The sequence below is a fragment of the Candidatus Clostridium stratigraminis genome (genome assembly GCF_045310675.1).
GTDB lineage: Bacteria > Bacillota > Clostridia > Clostridiales > Clostridiaceae > Clostridium_AT > Clostridium_AT stratigraminis.
The window spans coordinates 192,816-212,707 of record NZ_JBJHZZ010000002.1; the positions used below are offsets into that span (position 1 = coordinate 192,816).

Below are 19,892 nucleotides of genomic sequence, written 5' to 3' on the forward strand. Positions count from 1 at the left end.
TAGATGAAATGCATGGTTATTTCTTCGAATACAAGTGGCGGTGGAAAAACTACAGTAACCTTGGGACTTTTAAAGGCCTTAATAAATCGTGGATATAAAACTCAAAGCTATAAGGTTGGGCCGGATTATATAGACAATGCTTTTCATACTCATATAACTGGAATACCAGGTAGAAACTTGGATCTTTATTTAATGGGAGAGGCTGGAGTAAAAGCAAGTTTTTCAAGAGGCACAGGTGATATAGGAATAGTAGAAGGTGTTATGGGATTATATGATGGAATAGATATTACCCCTAAATACTCAACAGCTCATGTGGCTGAGGTGCTCAGTTTGCCTATAGTTTTAGTGCTAACACCTAAGGCGCAGGTTGCAACACTTTGCGCTGAAATAAATGGAATGAAAAGCTTTGAAAAAGTAAATATAGCAGGTATAATTCTAAATAATATTAGCGAAGATTATTATAAGCTTTTAAAAATGGCTATAGAATTACAATGTAATGCAAAAGTTTTTGGATATCTTCCAAGTGATGAAAACCTAAGTCTAAAAAGCAGACATCTTGGGTTAATACAGAGCAGTGAAATAGAAGATTTAGATAATAAAATTGAGCTCTGTGCAAAATTATTGGAAAAACATGTGGATATTGATGAGTTATTAAGACATTTTGCCATAGCTAAAAGCTATAAGGATGACTTTCACATTGAAGTAAAAGGGATAAAATCAGCTGTAGCATATGACAAGGCCTTTAATTTTTACTATAGAGAGAATATAGAACTCTTAGAAGAGGCAGGAGAGGTAATATTTTTTAGTCCTATGAAAGATTGTAGGCTTCCAGATAATGTTGATTTTATTTACTTAGGAGGAGGATATCCCGAAGTTTTTATTGACGAACTTAGTGAGAACAAAGACATGCTTCATAGCATAAAAAGCGCATTAGAAAATGGCAGTAAGTGCTATGCAGAATGCGGAGGTCTAATGTACCTAACTGAGAAAATTGAAGGGAAAGAAACAGTTGGTTTTTTAAAGGGAAAGTCATTTATGACAGACAGACTTCAAAACTTTGGATATGCATCAATTGAGGTAACTTCCAAAAATTCAATGCTAGCTCAAGGTACTATAATTAATTGCCATGAGTTTCATAAGTCCAATGTAAGTATTGATGAAGATAAAATATATACTTTAACCAAAGAAGTTTATGATGGCTCCATAAAACAGTGGACCTGCGGTTATCTAAAAAATAATACTTTAGCTGCCTATGGGCATGTACACTTTTTTGAAAATATGAATATGCTTAATAATTTGCTAAGCAAGTCTTAAGGAGAATGAAATGGGCATTTTTAATAATAGTAAATTAAAGGTTAAAATTGATAGTAAAAATGAAGTGACAACCTTCAATATTAACTACAACAAGCTTAAAAATATTGAAGATTTCAAAGTGAGTTTTTTGAAAAATTTATTAGGAAACAACTTATGTCTAGCGGTTATAGATTCGAAGCTTCAGTATAAGGAACTTAATAACTCTCTTGAGAATTTAAAACTATCACTTGAAGAGCTAAGTATACCATATGAAGAAATGATAATAAAGGAAGATGAAACAGTTAAGGTCTTAGGTATAGCTATGAAGGTTTCTAGCAGCACCAAAGCTAAAAGATGGATAATTGGCATCATTATTTCACCAGATAGTCTAAATAAGATGATGGGCATAATCAAAGATTACAACATTTATTATTATTTTAATTTTAGCAACACTGAAAAAGATGAATTACTTCAAAGAACATCGGATTATTTAAGTGATGAGGAAGAATTATTTAATAAATTTGGCTTAAGTCTATTTGATGGCATTGCCTTTCAAAATATGAATATAAAAGCTAGCAATAAATATGTTAATAATGTAAAAGATATTATAAAAGATTTTACATAAATTTATTATTATATGTATCTTATAAAGCAGAAGAGTATTTTTACTCTGCTGCTTTTTCTTTTAAAAAACATTTTTCTTATTATATTGATTATTTACTGCTAATTTATATATAATATAGTTAATAATGGAAAATAGTTATGAGGGATGAAAATGAGGAGATTCTTAAGATTTATAAGATATGTCGCTATTTTTTTACTCTTTATTATGTTTAACTTTATTCTTTTAAATAGCTTAATAGGGGAAAAAGCTGTTGAAGGATATATTAAGCCCAAAATAGTTCTTATAGCTCATGTTTATTCGAATCCCTATTGGCAGTACATTAAAATGGGTGCTGAGAAGGCAGCTAAAGAAAGAAATGCAGTCATTGATTTTCAAGGGCCTGATACTGCAAACATAGATGAAGGCATTAAATTTATAAACATGGCCTATGCTGCAAAAGCAAGCGGCATTATTGCCTATGTGCAGGATGAAAACAGGTACAAGCCTATTATTAATAGGGTAGTAGAAGGAGGAGTTCCCATTGTAACTGTGGACTCAGATGCAGAGAATAGTAATCGATTAGCTTATGTTGGTACTGATAATACGGCTGCAGGAACTATGGCTGCAAAAGAAATGATCGATAAAGTTGGTACGAGCGGAAAAGTAGGAATAATTATGGGAGGAAAAACTGTTAAAAACCAAGTGGAGCGAGTAGAGGGTTTTAAACAATACATAGATAAGAATTCAAAGCTAGCTATTTCTGAAATTGAATCTTCTGATTCATACCTTTTAGAAGCTGAGCTTGCTGCAAAGAAAATTCTAATTAATAACTGGGACATTAAGGCATTACTCTGTACTTCAGCTTTAGATGGAGAAGGAGCAGCAAAGGCAATAACTGGACTCGGTATGGAAGGAAAGGTTAAGATAATTTGTTTCGATGATTTACCTGAAACCCTTAATTACATAGAAAAGGGTATTATAACCTCTACAATTGTGCAAATGCCTTATATTATGGGGTATAAGGCTGTAAATATAATTATGGATAATATTGAGGGAAAAGAAACAAAAGGGGTGTTTCTTACTGATGTATCTGTAATTAATAAGGATAACCTTCAAGATTTTAAAAAAGAGCAAGGAAATTATTTAAATGAAAACTAGCAGTTTAAAGAGGAAGTTCATAATATTTGCCATTATTATTATTACCCCTATAGCTACAAGTAATATTATTACCATTATAATGAGCAGGAAGATTAATGAAAATTATAATATAATGCTGAGTAAAATGAGCATGACCAATGAAATAAAAAACAGTCTTAATGATTCTTTTTCTAATTTTAATAAATATATATTAACAAATTCTAATGAAAGTAAGAGGCTTTATGAGGTTAATTACAATAAGGCTATTGATAAGGTTAAACTCCTTCAATTAAATTCTGATTTAGAAAGTCAGTATATTTTAAGAGATTTATTAAATTCACTTGAAAGTTATAATGTATCTGCAGATAAAACAATTTATATATATAGTAAGAAAAGCTCAGTTGATGCATATTATGAGGATTACGTATTTACAAAGGAAATTTCATCTTACTGTAACACTTTTATTTCAAAGTTAATTGACAGCTATCTTAAATATAACAACAATATTTATAATAAACTTAAGGATAAGGAAAGGTTTGTTTATTGGGTTATGGTAATTTATATAATTACTGCTTTATCCATTAGCATAATTTATACTTTGCTCTTTATTAAAGATATTTTAAACAAGCTTAGTGAGCTTGTTGATTCCTCAAAAAAAGTTTCTTTTGGTGACTTCTCTTATAAGGAAGGTAAGAAAACCTCAATTTATGAATTAGATATATTATCTGAAGCCTTTAGTACAATGATTAATAATATTAAGAAACATATTAACTCAATAGAGGAAAACGCTAAATTAGAAAGTAAAATCAGGGATGACCGAATGAAGCTTTTAAAATACGAAAATGCCTTAAAAATGTCCCAGCTTAAGATTTTACAGTCACAAATAAATCCTCATTTTCTATTTAATACTCTTAACTGCATAAATCAGACTGCCATAAAAGAAGATGCGGCGCTGACAGAAAGCTTAATAAAATCAGTAGCAGATATATTAAGATATAGCTTAAATATGATGGATAGAGATGCAACACTTGAGGAAGAAATAAATATTACTAGAGAGTACATGTTTATACAGGAATCAAGATATAAAGATAGATTCAAATATACTATTAATATTAAAGCAGATTTAACAAAGGTAAAGGTGCCAGGAATGACACTTCAACCCTTTGTTGAAAATGCCTTTATTCATGGTATAGAGCCTAAGGAAGAAGGCGGCAATATAGATATTGATATTTATGAAAAGGGAGAAGCCTGCATTGTAGAAATTAAGGATAATGGCTGTGGAATAGATGAGGATATTTTAACTAAAATTGTTTCTAAAGAAAAATATGCAGATCATATAGGTCATACTACTGGAATGGGAATAAGAAGTGTTGTAGAAAGGCTAGAAATAATGTATGACGTAAAAAATATATTTGAGATTGAGAGCAAAAAAGACTTGGGTACAAGTATCTACCTGAAAATCCCACTTAAGGAGTTGAAATTTCTATGATAAAGCTGTTAATAGCTGATGATGAAAAATATGATAGGGAATCAATAAATCACATATTAAGTCTCTCCTTTAAAGATCTGCTGGACATTGATGAAGCCAGAAATGGAAGAGAAGCTATTGAGATATCAGAGAGGTTGAGACCGGAAATAATAATTATGGATATTAAAATGCCAGGTATTAATGGGCTTAAGGCCATAGAAGAAATAAGAAAGTTTCTTCCTAATGCCTATTTTATAATATTGACTGCATATGATTATTTTGACTTTGCAATTGAAGCTGTTAAAAATAATGTTAAAGGTTATATTTTAAAACCATTCAGTAGAAATGAGCTTACTGAGAAAATTAAAATAGGCATTGATTTTATTAATACTGAAAAGGAGAGGAGAAAAAGCGAAATTGAAAATCAAGAAAAATTATATAATCTAATACCTGTATTAGAAAATGAGTTAAGCTATTCAATAATAAATAATACCATCAACTTAAGGGAATATGAAACTTATTTAAGATATCTAGATATTAGCTTTAATAAAGCTTGTTCAATTGTTATGCAAAGTAAGGAAAAAATTTACGATGAAGAGGTTAAACTTCAACTTGGAGAATATATAAAGGAATATATAAATAGAAAATATAGAGCAATAGGAAGTTATAGGTTTTCTAAGGATTTTGTTTATTTCATTCAAATTAATAATTTGTTAGATGAGTATGAGGCAAGGTATCAAACTGTTAACCTTTCAGCTGGTATTAGAAGAGAGGTTAAAAGTACATTTAATGTATCCTTAAAAATTGGTATCGGCAAATGTTACAGTGGGTTAGATTTAATACACAAATCCTATGAAGAGGCTATGAGCTCATTAGAATACAAATCAGAGAATGTAAATATAATTCATTTTGAAGATATCAAAAATAGCTTGATACTTAGCAACGCTGCTAATGAAAAATTTCAAAACCTCGAGAAGAAAAAAATTGCCGTTTTTAAGCAGGTAGAGCAATATATTACAGATAATTTGAAGAAGGAATTAGATTTAGAAAATACTGCAGCAAGATTTAATTTAAGTCCATATTATTTTAGCAGAAGCTTTAAGGAGGCTATGGGCTATAATTTTTCTGATTTTATTAATATTGCTAGAATAAAAAAGGCAAAGGAACTTCTTAAAATAGACTATATGAGTATTAAAGAAATAGGTTATTCAGTAGGCTATAGCGATCCAAATTATTTTAGCAAGGTTTTTAAGAAATACGAAAGTATTAGTCCTACAGAATTTAAAGAGAAATTAAAATAAATGCTTGGCAAAATGCCTAGCATTTTTTTGCTTCCAATAGTAAAAAAGTAAGCAATAATTTCAAGCAATATAGCAACATTATCCATTTATAGTAATGTTTACAAGTATTATTATTAAGATGTAAAAACAATACATTTTTAGGGGGAATAAAAATGAAAAAGATAATTGCTTCAATTTTAACGGCAGCTTTAGCTTTTGGGGTGGTAGGCTGCAGCAGTAATCCAACAAATTCAACTAATAATCCATCAAAGGATTCAGCAGCACAGTTAATAGGTGTTGCAATGCCTACACAATCACTTCAGCGCTGGAATCAAGACGGTGCAAATATGAAGTCTCAGCTTGAAGCAAAAGGGTACAAGGTTGACCTTCAGTACGCTAACAATGATGTAAATACTCAGACACAACAAATTGAGAATATGATTACAAAGGGCTGTAAAACTCTTGTAATTGCATCTATTGATGGCTCAGCGCTTACTGATGTTCTTAAAAAAGCTGCTGATAATAAGATTAAGGTTATAGCTTATGACAGACTAATAATGAACAGCAGTAATGTTGACTATTATGCAACCTTTGATAATTTCAAAGTTGGTGTTACTCAAGGACAATATATTGAAACCAAACTAGGACTTAAAGACGGGAAGGGACCTTTTAACATTGAATTATTCGGTGGATCACCAGACGACAATAATGCCACCTTCTTCTTTAATGGCGCAATGAGTGTTTTGCAGCCTTATATAGACAATGGTAAGCTTGTTGTAGTAAGCGGACAAAAGGAATTTACCAAAATTGCAATTCAAGGCTGGGAATCTGCAAAAGCACAGGCAAGAATGGATAATCTTATTACTGCTAACTACGCTAATGGTAAAAAACTAGATGTAGTACTTTCACCTAATGATAGTTTAGCAATAGGAATAATTGCCTCACTTAAGAATGCAGGTTATGGTACTTCTGACAAGCCATATCCAATAATTACAGGACAAGATTGTGATAAGCCTAACGTAATTGCCATGATCAATGGTCAACAATCCATGTCAATTTTTAAAGACACAAGAACTCTAGCAGCAAAGGTTGTTGAAATGGTTGATGCTGTTCTTCAAGGAAAGGAAGCTTCAGTTAACGACACTAAGACTTATAATAATGGGGTTAAAGTAGTACCTTCCTTCCTTTGTGATCCTGTTTATGCAGATGTTAATAATTACAAGCAGATACTTATAGATAGTGGATATTATAAAGAATCTGACCTTAAGGCAAATTAGCAGCAATTGATAAATAAAGAAGCATGAAGAATGAAGAATTAAGAATGTACAGCTTGGCAGAATAGATTTTTCTGTTAAAAACATTCACAATTCTTCATTCATCATTCATTTCGTAAAACATAGTTATTGGAGGTGAGGGTATGGCTGAATTTATACTTGAAATGAAAAATATTACTAAGCTTTTTCCAGGGGTTAAAGCACTTGATAATGTAAATTTCAAAGTAAAATCAGGCGAAATTCATGCACTTGTTGGAGAAAATGGGGCTGGTAAATCTACATTAATGAGTGTGCTTAGTGGAATATACCCCTATGGTACCTACAGCGGCGAAATAAATTTTGAAGGTAAAGAATGTATTTTTAGATCAATAAAGGATAGTGAAAAAATAGGTATTGCTATAATTCATCAAGAACTAGCACTTATACCATATCTTTCAATAGGCGAAAATTTATTTTTAGGTAACGAGAGATCAAAAAACAACATCATACATTGGGATTTAACTCATAAACAAGCAGCTGAATTTTTAAAAAAAGTTGGGCTTAGGGAAAGAACACAAACGCTCATCAAAGATATTGGAGTAGGAAAGCAGCAGCTAGTTGAAATTGCCAAGGCGTTAGCAAAGGAGGTAAAATTACTTATTTTAGATGAGCCCACAGCAGCATTAAACGAAGAGGATTCCAACAATTTATTGAATCTAATATTGGAGATTAAAAAGGATGGAATAACTTCAATCCTTATTTCTCATAAGCTTAATGAGGTTTTAAAGGTAGCAGATACAATTACAGTATTAAGGGATGGAGCAACAATTGAAACCTTAAGAAACGAAAATAATGTAAGTGAGGATATAATTATTAAAGGAATGGTAGGTCGGGACTTACTAAATCGCTTTCCTAAAAGAGAAACTAAAATTGGTCGGGTTTATTTCGAAGTCAAGAACTGGAATGTCTTTGATCCTTTAATTGAAGGCAGAAAGGTTATTAAAGATGTAAGTATTAAAGTAAACAAAGGAGAGGTTATTGGTTTATCAGGGCTCATGGGTTCAGGAAGAACAGAGCTTGCTATGAGTATTTTTGGCAGAGCATATGGAAAACACATTACTGGAAAGGTTATAAAGGATGGTAAAGAAATAATAATAAAAAATGTACGGCAGGCCATAGTAAATGGCTTAGCCTATGTTACAGAAGATCGTAAAGCAGCAGGACTTGTTCTAATTGACAATATAAAAAGAAATATTTCTCTTTCAAAACTTTCTAAAATAAGCAGGTATCAGATTATTGATGAAAATAAGGAGTTTAAACTAGCTGAAGATTATAGAAAGAGATTAAATATAAAATCCTCAAGTATTTTACAAAGAACGGGAAATCTTTCAGGCGGAAATCAGCAAAAGGTGGTACTGAGTAAGTCTATATTTACTGATCCAGAGGTGCTAATTTTAGATGAGCCAACTAGGGGAATTGATGTAGGAGCTAAATATGAAATTTACACTATAATAAACAAATTAGCAGAAGAGGGAAAAGCAATTATACTTATTTCCTCAGAATTGCCTGAAATATTAGGAATGTGTGATAGGATTTATGTAATGAATGAGGGAAGAATTGTTGGAGAACTTGAGAAAAATAATGCATCTCAAGAAAGTATTATGAAGTGCATAATGCAGAGTAACAGGGAGGTTGTATAATGCAAACAGTTAAGAATACTCCTAATAATGAATTAAAACAAAAGGCTTCTGAAACTATTAAAAATACTTTTAAGAGCAATTTTAAACAATATGCCATGCTTATTGCTCTTTTAGTTATTATTGTGTTCTTTCAAATATTAACCAAAGGCATACTTCTTGTACCAATGAATGTTGCTAATTTAATACTTCAAAACAGCTATGTTATTATTTTAGCAATAGGTATGACTCTTTGCATTTTAACAGGTGGAAACATAGATCTATCGGTGGGCTCCCTATGTGCATTTATTGGTGCAATCGCTGGAATTCTTATGATAAACATGAAAATAAATATTATAATTGCTATAGCAATTTGCCTTTTAATTGGAGTTATAGTTGGGCTTTGGCAGGGATTTTGGATTGCCTACGTTAGAATACCAGCTTTTATAGTTACGCTAGCAGGCATGCTTATGTTTAGAGGGCTAACTATTACAATGCTTAAAGGCCTTACATTATCACCCTTTCCCGAAAGGTTTCAAATAATCAGTGCTGGCTTTCTGCCAGATATTTTTAAAGGTTTTGGGACAAAACTAAATTTTACTGCAATTTTATTAGGAGTTATAATATCAGTTATTTATGTGTTTGTGCAGGCAAAAAAGAGAAAGGAAAGACAAAAATATAATTTGGATGAGGTATCCTTACCACTTTTTATTTCTCAAATTATAGTTATTTTATTTGTAATTAATCTATTTTCTTATTGGTTAGCAAAATACAAGGGTATTCCAGTAATATTGCTAGTTATCGGGGCATTAATATTTATTTATTCCTTCTTTACCACAAGAACTGTTCAAGGAAGATTTATATATGCCATGGGTGGAAATGAAAAAGCTGCCAAGCTTTCAGGTATTAATACAAACAAAGTGCTGTTCTTTACTTATGTTAATATGGCTGTTCTAGCTGCAGTTGCAGGAATAGCTTTTAGTTCTCGTCTAAACGCTGCATCTCCGCAAACAGGAATGAATTTTGAATTAGATGCTATTGCTGCCTGCTTTATTGGAGGAGCTTCAGCCTATGGTGGCGTTGGAACGGTTGTTGGAGCGATTATAGGAGCCTTAGTTATGGGTGTTCTTAACAATGGCATGTCTATTATAGGTGTAGGCAGCGATATGCAGATGACTATTAAGGGCTTTGTACTTCTAATGGCTGTGGCCTTTGATGTTCTCTCTAAAAAGAAGGAAAGAAGTTAAGAAGTTATAGAAAACTGTCATAGAAAGCGGTTTCGAAACATATAATATAAGTTTACTTTATTTGTTAATTGTTTGACATATAGCTTATTTAAAATCTATGATCATTTCAATGAATTAATACTTTGTATTTGGGCTGATAAGCCCGTTTTTAAATATATTAACAAACTATTAAGAAAATTGAAAAAATATATTGTAAAATAAATGCAACTATGATAATATTTAATTATGGAATGAAACCGGTTTCCATAATTGACATTAGTTTAAAATTATTTTTATGGGGTGGTAAAAAATGAAAAGAAGGACTCTTGCATTAGCACTTTCTTGTCTAATGACAGTAGGTCTATTCGCGGGCTGCTCTAATTCAGCTGCGACAAATGGGCCAAGCACTGATAAACCTGGTACTGCTACTAAGACACTTAAGGTTTGGTCTTTTACTGATGAAGTAAAAACCATGGCTTTGGCATTCCAAAAAGAACATCCAGACGTAAAAATAGAATACACCATGATTCCTATGACAAATGGCGAATTCCAAACAAAACTAAAATCAACACTTCAGTCAGGAGATGTACCTGATGTTGTTTCACTAGAAATTTCCTTTGTAAGAGAATATGTTGAAAGTAATTACTTATCAGATTTATCAGATTTATTACCTACAGCTAAAGATCTTGGAACATACCAATTTACTTTAGATATCGGAACATATGAGGGTAAGACAAAAGCTTATTCCTATCAAGCTACTCCAGGTGCAATGTTCTATAGAAGAAGCCTTGCAAAACAATACTTTGGAACTGATGACCCAGTTAAAATTCAAGCACTAGTTTCAGATATGAGTAAGTTTGAAGCGGCAGCTAAGACAGTTAAAGAAAAGTCCAATGGAAATACCTATATGGTAGCTTCTACAGGTGACTTTGCTAATTTATACTTTGCTAATCGTAAGTCTCCATGGGTAGTTGATAACAAACTTGTAATCGATCCCAAGGTTAATGAACTTTTAGATATGGCAAAATCCTTCAGACAAAATGGTTATGAAGCTCAAGCTACACAGTGGCAGGAAGGCTGGTTTGCTGGAATGAATGATTCTCTAGTAGATGCAAAAGGTAATGCAAAACAAGTATTTAGTTATTTGCTTCCTACTTGGGGACTTCCATATACATTAATGCCTAATGCTGCTCCAAAGGACAATGCTGATAAGACTGCTAAAGTTGGAAAAGATACTTCTGGCGACTGGGCTTGCATAGATGGACCAATGCCTTATCAATGGGGTGGAACCTTTATAGGTGCATTAAAAGATTCAAAAAACCAAGACTTAGCTAAAGAATTTATTAAATTCTGTACTTTAAATGCAACTACACTTAAAAACTGGGCAACTGGTGTTTATACAAATGATTACTTAAAGAAAATAGATCCAACTATAGGTGACAAACTAGCTCAAGGCGCTGGAGACTTTGTATCAAGTCAAAAGGTAGTTAATGAAATAATACCTGAGTTTGATAATGCTACAACTAGCAAATTCTTATCTGGACAAAACTCCTATAAGAACTTTGCACAAATAGCACCAAATATAAGCCTTAAATTAATTCAAGCTTCAGATGATGCTATTCAGCGTGCGTTAAATGATCCTATGACAAACTATGCTTCTGGAAAAGCTACAAAGGACGAGGCTATAAAGCAATTTAAAGATGCAGTTAAAAATGCCTTACCGGATTTAACTGTAAATTAAGCTCATTTCTTATAGATAAAATCTGCGGTGCTTATTTAGCATCGCAGATTTTATCAATAATTTGGAGATATGAAGAGTTTAAATTAATTTTAAATTAGCTACATCCTTAATAGATTAAGTTGTTTTAAGAAGTTTGATTTTTAGAGAAAGGAAGTTTTGCCGTGTTAAATAGCACTTCTAAATTAAAAAAACGCAGCGGTAAAATAAATAAGAATTACTATGGCTATTTATTTACTGCTCCCTTTATAATTGGCTTTTTAGCATTTAGTTTCTATCCTTTGATATATACTTTTTATTTAAGCTTTACAAATATGACACTTATGGGTGACGGCTATAAACTTGTAGGACTTGACAATTTTAAAAACCTTTTTCAAGATAAATTTTTTGTTCAAGCTTTAGGAAATACATGGAAAATATGGCTAATTAATTTTATACCACAGATTGGCTTTGCAATGCTTTTATCTGTTTGGTTTACAAGCACTAGACTTAAATTGAAATTTGTAGGAGTTTGGCGTGCTATTTATTATTTACCAAATCTTCTTATGCCAGCTACTATAGCTGTGTTATTTTTTAATCTATTTTCACTTTATGGTCCTATTAATCAGATCACTGTGCGTTCCGGAATTGTAAATGGTGCTATTGATTATTTTAGAAGCACAGGTTGGACACAGGCAATAGTTGTTTTTGTGCAGTGGTGGATGTGGTTTGGTTCTACCCTTATTATTCTTATGGCAGGTATGACTTCTATTTCCCCAAGTTATTATGAATCAGCAATGGTTGACGGTGCAAGCGGTATGCAGATGTTTAGAAAAATAACGCTTCCACTTCTAAGACCTATACTTGTCTACACATTAGTTACTTCCTTAGTAGGTGGTATGCAAATGTTTGATATTCCTTATATGCTTACAGATGGAAGAGGCTCCCCTAATGGTTCAATTATGACTATGAATGTACTTATGTATATGAAATTTTCAAGCAGTAAAGGCCATATTGGAGCAGCAGCCAGTGTTGGTATTATGATATTTATAGTAACAAGTATTGCAGCACTAATAGTATTAAGATTGCTTAGAGATAGAGAACCCAAGGGGAGTAAAAGTACAGCTAAAAAAGCAGTAAAGGGGGATATAACAGCATGAGTTATAAAATGAAAACAAGACTATTAAGAATCTTCGTATACGCTGTATTAGTTATTTTATTAGTTATATGTGTTTTACCTCTTTGGATATTACTAGTTAATTCTACCCGAAGTACTGCTCAAATACAGCAAGGCATAAGTTTACTTCCGGGACATAATCTTATAAGAAACTGGCAAACCCTTACAGGAAGAGGCTTTAGTATTTCACGTGGATTCTTAAACAGCATTGAAATTTCTGTTTCTGTTACTGTTCTAACTGTATATTTCTCTATGATGTTTGCCTATGCTATTCATGTTTATGATTTTTCATATAATAAGTTTATTTATGGCTTTGTAATTGTTTTGGTTCTATTACCTACACAGGTATCAATAATTGGCTTCTATAGATATATGTCCAATTTAAAACTTATTAACTCATATATTCCGCTTATTTTACCTGCAATTGCTGCACCGGGCTCCATATTCTTTGCAAAGCAGTATCTAGATGCTGTAATTGTCAAAGACTTAATTGATGCTGCCAGAATAGATGGCTGCAGTGAATTAAAAATATTTCATAATATAATGCTTCCCATTGCAAAACCAGGTGCCTTCACTATGGGTATATTTGCCTTTGTTGCCTCTTGGAACAACTTCTTTACACCTTTTATTATGATTTCAAAAATGAAACTGTACACCTTGCCAATGCTTGTACAAACCTTAAGAGGTGATACCTACAGAACTGAATACGGCAGCATTTATCTCGGTCTTGCGGTATCAATTGTGCCAATAATAGTTGTTTATGCTATTTTTTCAAAGTACATTGTTAATGGAATAGCTATGGGGGCAGTAAAAGAATAAATTATCCAGAAGGTTGGTGCTAAAATGATTAAGAATCCAGTACTTCCTGGCTTTCATCCAGATCCAAGCATGATTTGTGTGGATGGAACCTTTTATGTTGCAAATTCTACTTTTGAATATTTTCCAGGAGTTTGTATCAGCTCCTCAAAGGACTTGGCAAATTGGAGCAGCATCCCTGCACCACTTAATAGTATTCATATGCTAAATATGAGGGGTAATCCTAAATCAGGTGGAATTTGGGCTCCTTGTCTTAGCTACTTTAAGGGCCTATTTTATCTAGTGTTTACTGATGTAAAAACATGGACCTTTAGTCCATTTAAAGATACACCTAATTATATTACAACATCAGAAAATATTGAGGGGCCATGGAGTGACCCAGTATTTGTAAACTGTTCAGGCTTTGACCCATCACTATTTCATGACAGTGATGGAAGAAAATATTTAGTTAACATGGAATGGGATTATAGGAAACTGGGAGACGCTCAATTCACGGGCATTCTGCTTACTGAACTTGATGCAGAAACCTTAAAACCTATTTCAAAACCAGTAAAGATTTTTAAAGGCTCCGATAGAGGCTTGGTAGAAGGACCTCATCTTTATAGGGTGAAGGATTATTATTATCTTATTACCGCAGAAGGGGGAACCTCCTATGACCATGCAGTTACTGTAGCAAGGTCGAAAAACATTGAGGGGCCTTATGAGCTTCATCCAAATAAACATTTGGTAAGTTCAAAGGGTGCTCCTAATTCTTATATTAAGAAAGCTGGACATGGAAGCATATGTGGAGGACCTGATGGAAGATGGTTCGCAGCCTTTCTCTGCGGACGTCCTATAGATGAAAGTATGCGATGTCCTCTTGGAAGGGAAACCTCCATCGCAGAAGTTATTTGGAAGGATGCATGGCCTTATCTTAAAGACTTTACAATGCTGCCTCCAGAAAGCTTTGAAGGCTATGGTGACAAATTAGAAAATAAGGAAACTCTATATAATTTTACTGATAAAAGTTTCAAAAATGACTTTATGTCTCTCAGAGTTCCAGCGAAATATGAACTCCTTAAAGATGGTATATTACGATTATATGGCAAGGAATCTCTATCCTCAGTTCATAATCAGAATATGCTAGTGAGAAGACAGACAGCCTTTAGTTTTGAAGCTGAAACCTGCCTATCTTTGCCCTTTGATCATTTTCAAAAGATGGCAGGGCTTATTTATCGCTATGATGAAGAAAACCAGTATTACTTGAGGCTTGCTTATAATGAGGAACTTGGAGAAAAGTCATTAGCAATACTTAGCTTTAATAAAAATAATTTTTCAATGCCTTTATTAGATAAAGAAATACCTGTAGGAAGTGGAAAGGTTTATCTAAGGCTTACAGTGAAAAATAGATTTGGATACTTTTCTTATGCCAAGGAGGATCTAAAGTGGCAGGTAATATCCTACAAAATTGATTCAAGCATCATATCTGATGAATATGCTGATCCTATGGGCTTTACTGGTGCTTTTGTAGGTATGGGTTCTCAGGACTTAGAAAGTAACAGTTCATATGCAGATTTCTTTTATTTTAAGTATACGGTATTAGATTGAAGTACAAATTTGTATGGTATATAATGTAAGATATAATTTAGGAACCGAGGTAGAAAATTGTGGTAACAATATATGATGTAGCAAAGCTGGCAGGTTGTTCACCTGCTACTGTATCTAAGGTATTTAACAACTATAATGGCGTTAACGAATTGACCTATAAAAAAGTAATGGATGCTGCAGAAGAGCTTGAATATATACCCAATACAAATGCAAGAGCCTTAGCTACAAGAAAAACTTGGCTTATTGGAGTGCTTTTATCTGAAGATGTAGGAACAGGTATAGCACATCCCCATTTTAGCGGAATTTTGCAAAGCTTTCAAAGCAGAGCCTGGGAATACGGTTATGATGTTCTTTTTGTTAATAAAAAGATTGGAAATAAGGAAGAATCCTATCTTGAACATTGCTTATATAGAGGTGTAGATGGAGTGCTTCTTGCAGCTGGTGCTACACATACACATGAAATTCAATGTGTTCTATCCAGCGATCTTAAATGCGTATCTGTAGAAATGGTATACCCAGGGAAGTATACTGTAATTTCAGATAACAGAATGGGCACAATGCAGGCTTTGGAGTATCTTTATTTTCTTGGCCATAGAAAAATAGCTCATATTGCTTGTCCGCTTTATAGTGTTGCAGGTAAGGAACGATATGCAGCTTATAAAGAATTTTTAAAATTAAAAGGAATTGAAGAAAACCCAAATTATGTAGTAGAAGCTGAAGATTACGTTCCTGAATCAGGTGCAAGAGCAGCTAGTAAGTTATTGCAGCAATGTATAGGCGATTTACCTACCGCTGTTTATATAGCTTATGATGAGGCGGCAGTATTTGCCATGACTACATTTCAAGCACAGGGTTTTAGAATTCCTGAGGATTTATCTGTTGTTGGCTTCGACAATTTACGGGTATCAGGGCTCACATCACCTTCACTTACTACAATTGAACAGGATAGAGAAACAATTGGAAAAAAAGCAGCTGATACACTGATCAAATTAATAGAAAACAGGCCTATTGAGGAAGATCTTGAAAATAGAGTTCCAACTAAATTAATAGTAAGAAACAGCTGCATGAGAATATAATTACAAGAAGCTAAATGATTAATTATCATTTAGTGCAGTACAAGGAGGGAAAAATATGAATTTTAATAAAGATTTTATTTTTGGCGTAGCTACTTCCTCTTATCAAATAGAAGGTGCTTATAATGAGGACGGCAAAACCCCTTCTATTTGGGACACCTTTGCAAATACTGAAGGTAATGTTTTTAATATGGATAATGGTACAGTGGCTTGCGATCACTATCATCGCTATAAAGAAGATATCTCAATAATTAAGGATTTAGGTGCAGATTTTTATAGATTTTCTATAGCTTGGCCAAGAATATTCCCTGAGTATGGTAAATATAATCCCAAGGGAATGGAATTCTATAAAAATTTACTTACAGAGCTTAAAGGCAAAGGTATTAAAACGGCAGTTACTCTATATCATTGGGATTTGCCGCAATGGCTGCAGGATATGGGTGGCTGGGAAGTTAGAAATTCAACTGATTTATTTCTAGAATATGCAGAGAAATGTTTTACAGAGCTTAATGAGCTGGTAGACATGTGGATAACCCATAATGAACCCTGGTGTACTTCAATTTTATCAAATGCCATAGGAGAGCATGCACCAGGTAAAAAGGATATATCTGCAGCCTTAAAGGTAGCCCATCATCTGCTTTTATCCCATGGATTGGCAGTAAAAGCCTATCATAAATTAGGCTTTCAAAAGCCAATTGGAATTACATTAAACCTTACACCAGCATATGCTGCAAGTAATAGCTTCTCAGATAAACTAGCCGCAAATAATATGGATGGTACTTTTAACAGATGGTTCTTAGAGCCTATATTTAAAGGAAGTTATCCTGTAGATATAGTAAATTTGTACTCATCACGCTGTTCTGATTTTACCTTTATAAAAGAGGGTGACTTTGATATTATAAGCGAAAAGTGTGATTTCTTAGGAGTAAACTACTATAATCGCTCCATAGTTAAGTTTGATTCATTGGCTCTTTCCCTATGCAGTGCTGCTTATTCCTCCTACCCTAAAACAGATATGGGATGGGATATATCTCCTGATGAATTTATTGATTTAATAAAAATGATTAGAGAAAAATATACAAATCTACCTATTTATATTACAGAAAATGGTTCTTCCTGGAGAGATACTATAAAGGAAGGTCATATTCAGGATACAGGAAGAATTAATTATTTACTAAGCCATTTACAGGCAGTAGCAAAAATGAATGAATTGCACTTAAATGTTGCTGGATATTTTTGCTGGTCTCTTTTAGATAACTTTGAATGGGCTCATGGCTACTCGGAGAGGTTTGGAATAGTGTACGTGGATTTTGAAACTCAGCAGCGTATAAAAAAGGACAGTTTTTATAAATATGCAGAAATTATTAAAAACCATGAAGTATAAAAAATATCTCAAGTTAGAATTTTATTTTCTAGCTTGAGATATTTTTAAATCTTGTATTTTTACATAGAATATGGTTAATTGGATAAAAATAAAAGGAACAGAAAGGAGGAAGGCAATGAAAAAGTTAAAAGATAATATTTATTGGGTTGGTGCAACAGATTGGAAAGTGAGACATTTTCATGGTTACGAGTTATCTACTCATAGAGGAAGTACCTATAATTCTTACCTAATTAAAGATGAAAAAACTGTACTGATAGATACTGTTTGGGAGCCCCTTACAGATAGATTTATTGAGAACTTAAGTGAAGTTGTAGACATTAAGGCTATCGATTATGTAGTTATGAATCACCTAGAGCCAGATCATTCAGGCGCACTTCCAGCTATAATGGAATATATTCCAAGTGCAACTATTATAGTTTCCAAAAAAGGTGAAGAAAGTATTAAGAGACATTATCATAAGGATTGGAATTTAAAGATAGTTTCAAACGGTGAAAAAATAAATATAGGAAAAAATAATTTAACCTTTATTGAGGCCACTATGCTGCATTGGCCAGACAGTATGTTTACATATTTAGATGGAGAGAATATATTATTTTCTAATGATGCTTTTGGCCAGCATTTTGCTTCCTCAGGAATTTTTAATGATGAAGTTGATGAAACTGAAGTCTATCAAGAAGCACTGAAATACTATGCAAATATTTTAACTCCCTTTAGCAGAATGGTAACTAAGAAAATAGAAATGCTTGAAGAGCTAAATCTTCCTATTGATATTATTGCGCCAAGCCATGGCATAATATGGCGAAAGGACCCAATGCAGATTGTAGAAAAGTACCATGAATGGGCAAGGGGTAAATCAGAAAACAGTGTGGTGATAATATATAATTCAATGTGGGGCGCAACTCATAAAATGGCTGAATTTATAGGTAAGGGAATAGGCCGGGAAGGAATAAGCTATAAGATCTTCAATATTTCCACAGCTGACAGAAATGATGTAATGGCAGAAGTGTTTAAATCTAAAGGTGTAATACTAGGCTCCTCAACAGTAAATAATGGACTGTTAACCTCCTTAATGCCTGTTATAGAAGATTTAATGGGCCTGAAGTTTATTAATAAAGTAGGAACCTCCTTTGGAAGCTATGGCTGGAGTGGAGAAAGTCCAAAGCTCCTTACGGATTATTTACAAAAGGCAAAAGTTAATGTTGTACAGGAAGGATTAAAAATAAAATTTATGCCTGATGAGAAGGATCTAGAGGAATGCATTAAATTTGGCAGAGAATTTGCTGCAGCAGTTACAGCTTCCATGAATCAATAATTTACAAAGCAATTACATAGTTTTATAAAATAAAATCTATGAATTAAGGGGCTATCGCAATATATACGACAGCCCCTTGTCTTGTAACCTATAATTAGACTTTGCCTTCTATTTCTCTCAGTTTATTATCAATTAAGTCTAGAATATATGCCTTATCCTTTTCGTTTCCAATAAAGTCAAGCCCGTCAACGCTTATGGTTAACAATGGGGATATATCATACTGAGAAAAATATGCTCTATATTCCCTATTAAGGTGTTCCCAATAGTCTCTTTCTACTATTAATTCATAAGAACGGCCCCTTTTAGTTATTCTTTTTATTGCTTCATCTGTGCTTATTTCAAGATAAATCATCAATTTGGGCTTTTGAACATGTTCCAGCATATTTTGCAGCAGTTCACAGTATAGTTCAAATTCTACAGTGGACATTTCATTATTATCATGAAGCAGCTTAGAAAAAATAGCATCTCCATAAATACTTCTATCCATAATAGCATTTTCTAACTTTGACGCTTCTTTAATATGCTTAAAGCGCTTATTTAGAAAGAAAATCTGTAATGGAAAACTGTATCGCTGCCTGTCATGATAAAAATCATCCAGCAAAGGGTTGTTTACTACCGGTTCAGGGAAGGCTTTAAAACTTCTAGCTTCTTCTAATAATTGCATTAGTGCAGACTTACCAGCACCTACAACAGCATCTATAATAATAGAGTTATTTTCTTTCATTGCATTATATCCTCCGTATCCAACATGTTTAAGTATTTTATTATAAAAGGACATTTTAATTCTCCTTCAAATTATATAGTTACAATAAAATTATAATATTTCTTTGCTGTTTATACAAATATAATAGCTGCTATAATTTTATTAACATAAAGTTCACCAAATGTA

At 32.8% G+C, this 19,892-nt stretch carries 16 protein-coding genes; 15 read left to right on the forward strand and 1 reads right to left on the reverse strand.

The window, feature by feature from the left end; translation table 11 throughout:
- The first annotated feature begins 3 nt into the window (after positions 1 to 3).
- From ACJDUG_RS05255 to ACJDUG_RS05325, 15 genes are all read left to right on the forward strand, one after another.
- Entirely contained in the window at positions 4 to 1,314 is a 1,311-nt protein-coding gene (locus tag ACJDUG_RS05255; RefSeq protein WP_406768852.1) for a cobyrinic acid a,c-diamide synthase CobB, read from the forward strand.
- A 10-nt stretch (positions 1,315 to 1,324) separates the two neighbouring features.
- Positions 1,325 to 1,918, forward strand: a complete 594-nt coding sequence (locus ACJDUG_RS05260; RefSeq protein WP_406768853.1) for a hypothetical protein — start codon at positions 1,325 to 1,327, stop codon at positions 1,916 to 1,918.
- Between the two features lie 204 nt (positions 1,919 to 2,122).
- A complete protein-coding gene (locus ACJDUG_RS05265) occupies positions 2,123 to 3,055 on the forward strand; it encodes a substrate-binding domain-containing protein (protein WP_406768854.1) in 933 nt (310 codons plus the stop codon).
- A complete protein-coding gene (locus ACJDUG_RS05270; protein ID WP_406768855.1) occupies positions 3,045 to 4,523 on the forward strand; it encodes a sensor histidine kinase in 1,479 nt (492 codons plus the stop codon). Before ACJDUG_RS05265 ends, ACJDUG_RS05270 begins: the two co-directional genes overlap by 11 nt.
- Complete coding sequence (locus ACJDUG_RS05275) at positions 4,520 to 5,803, forward strand: response regulator (protein ID WP_406768856.1); 1,284 nt, start codon at positions 4,520 to 4,522, stop codon at positions 5,801 to 5,803. Before ACJDUG_RS05270 ends, ACJDUG_RS05275 begins: the two co-directional genes overlap by 4 nt.
- Before the next feature lie 152 nt (positions 5,804 to 5,955).
- Complete coding sequence (gene chvE, locus ACJDUG_RS05280) at positions 5,956 to 7,059, forward strand: multiple monosaccharide ABC transporter substrate-binding protein (RefSeq protein ID WP_406768857.1); 1,104 nt, start codon at positions 5,956 to 5,958, stop codon at positions 7,057 to 7,059.
- 140 nt (positions 7,060 to 7,199) lie between these two features.
- A complete protein-coding gene (gene mmsA / locus ACJDUG_RS05285; protein WP_406768858.1) occupies positions 7,200 to 8,735 on the forward strand; it encodes a multiple monosaccharide ABC transporter ATP-binding protein in 1,536 nt (511 codons plus the stop codon).
- Positions 8,735 to 9,958 carry a multiple monosaccharide ABC transporter permease gene (gene mmsB / locus ACJDUG_RS05290; RefSeq protein WP_406768859.1) on the forward strand — a complete coding sequence of 408 codons (1,224 nt, stop codon included), beginning with the start codon at positions 8,735 to 8,737 and terminating at the stop codon, positions 9,956 to 9,958. The genes mmsA and mmsB overlap by 1 nt, the downstream gene beginning before the upstream one ends.
- 289 nt (positions 9,959 to 10,247) lie before the next feature.
- Positions 10,248 to 11,678, forward strand: a complete 1,431-nt coding sequence (locus tag ACJDUG_RS05295; protein ID WP_406768860.1) for an ABC transporter substrate-binding protein — start codon at positions 10,248 to 10,250, stop codon at positions 11,676 to 11,678.
- 161 nt (positions 11,679 to 11,839) lie between these two features.
- Positions 11,840 to 12,814, forward strand: coding sequence for a carbohydrate ABC transporter permease (locus tag ACJDUG_RS05300; protein ID WP_406768861.1), 975 nt, complete (start codon positions 11,840 to 11,842; stop codon positions 12,812 to 12,814).
- Positions 12,811 to 13,650 carry a carbohydrate ABC transporter permease gene (locus tag ACJDUG_RS05305; protein ID WP_406768862.1) on the forward strand — a complete coding sequence of 280 codons (840 nt, stop codon included), beginning with the start codon at positions 12,811 to 12,813 and terminating at the stop codon, positions 13,648 to 13,650. Before ACJDUG_RS05300 ends, ACJDUG_RS05305 begins: the two co-directional genes overlap by 4 nt.
- Before the next feature lie 24 nt (positions 13,651 to 13,674).
- A complete protein-coding gene (locus ACJDUG_RS05310; RefSeq protein ID WP_406768863.1) occupies positions 13,675 to 15,234 on the forward strand; it encodes a glycoside hydrolase family 43 protein in 1,560 nt (519 codons plus the stop codon).
- Between the two features lie 59 nt (positions 15,235 to 15,293).
- A complete protein-coding gene (locus ACJDUG_RS05315; RefSeq protein WP_406768864.1) occupies positions 15,294 to 16,310 on the forward strand; it encodes a LacI family DNA-binding transcriptional regulator in 1,017 nt (338 codons plus the stop codon).
- A 55-nt stretch (positions 16,311 to 16,365) separates the two neighbouring features.
- Positions 16,366 to 17,691 (forward strand): GH1 family beta-glucosidase, encoded by a 1,326-nt coding sequence (locus tag ACJDUG_RS05320; protein ID WP_406768865.1) that lies wholly within the window; start codon positions 16,366 to 16,368, stop codon positions 17,689 to 17,691.
- A 115-nt stretch (positions 17,692 to 17,806) separates the two neighbouring features.
- A complete protein-coding gene (locus tag ACJDUG_RS05325) occupies positions 17,807 to 19,003 on the forward strand; it encodes an oxygen-binding di-iron domain-containing protein (protein WP_406768866.1) in 1,197 nt (398 codons plus the stop codon).
- A 94-nt stretch (positions 19,004 to 19,097) separates the two neighbouring features.
- Here ACJDUG_RS05325 and ACJDUG_RS05330 read toward each other — a convergent pair whose 3' ends face one another.
- Positions 19,098 to 19,781 carry a deoxynucleoside kinase gene (locus tag ACJDUG_RS05330; protein WP_406768867.1) on the reverse strand — a complete coding sequence of 228 codons (684 nt, stop codon included), beginning with the start codon at positions 19,779 to 19,781 and terminating at the stop codon, positions 19,098 to 19,100.
- Positions 19,782 to 19,892 lie beyond the last annotated feature (111 nt).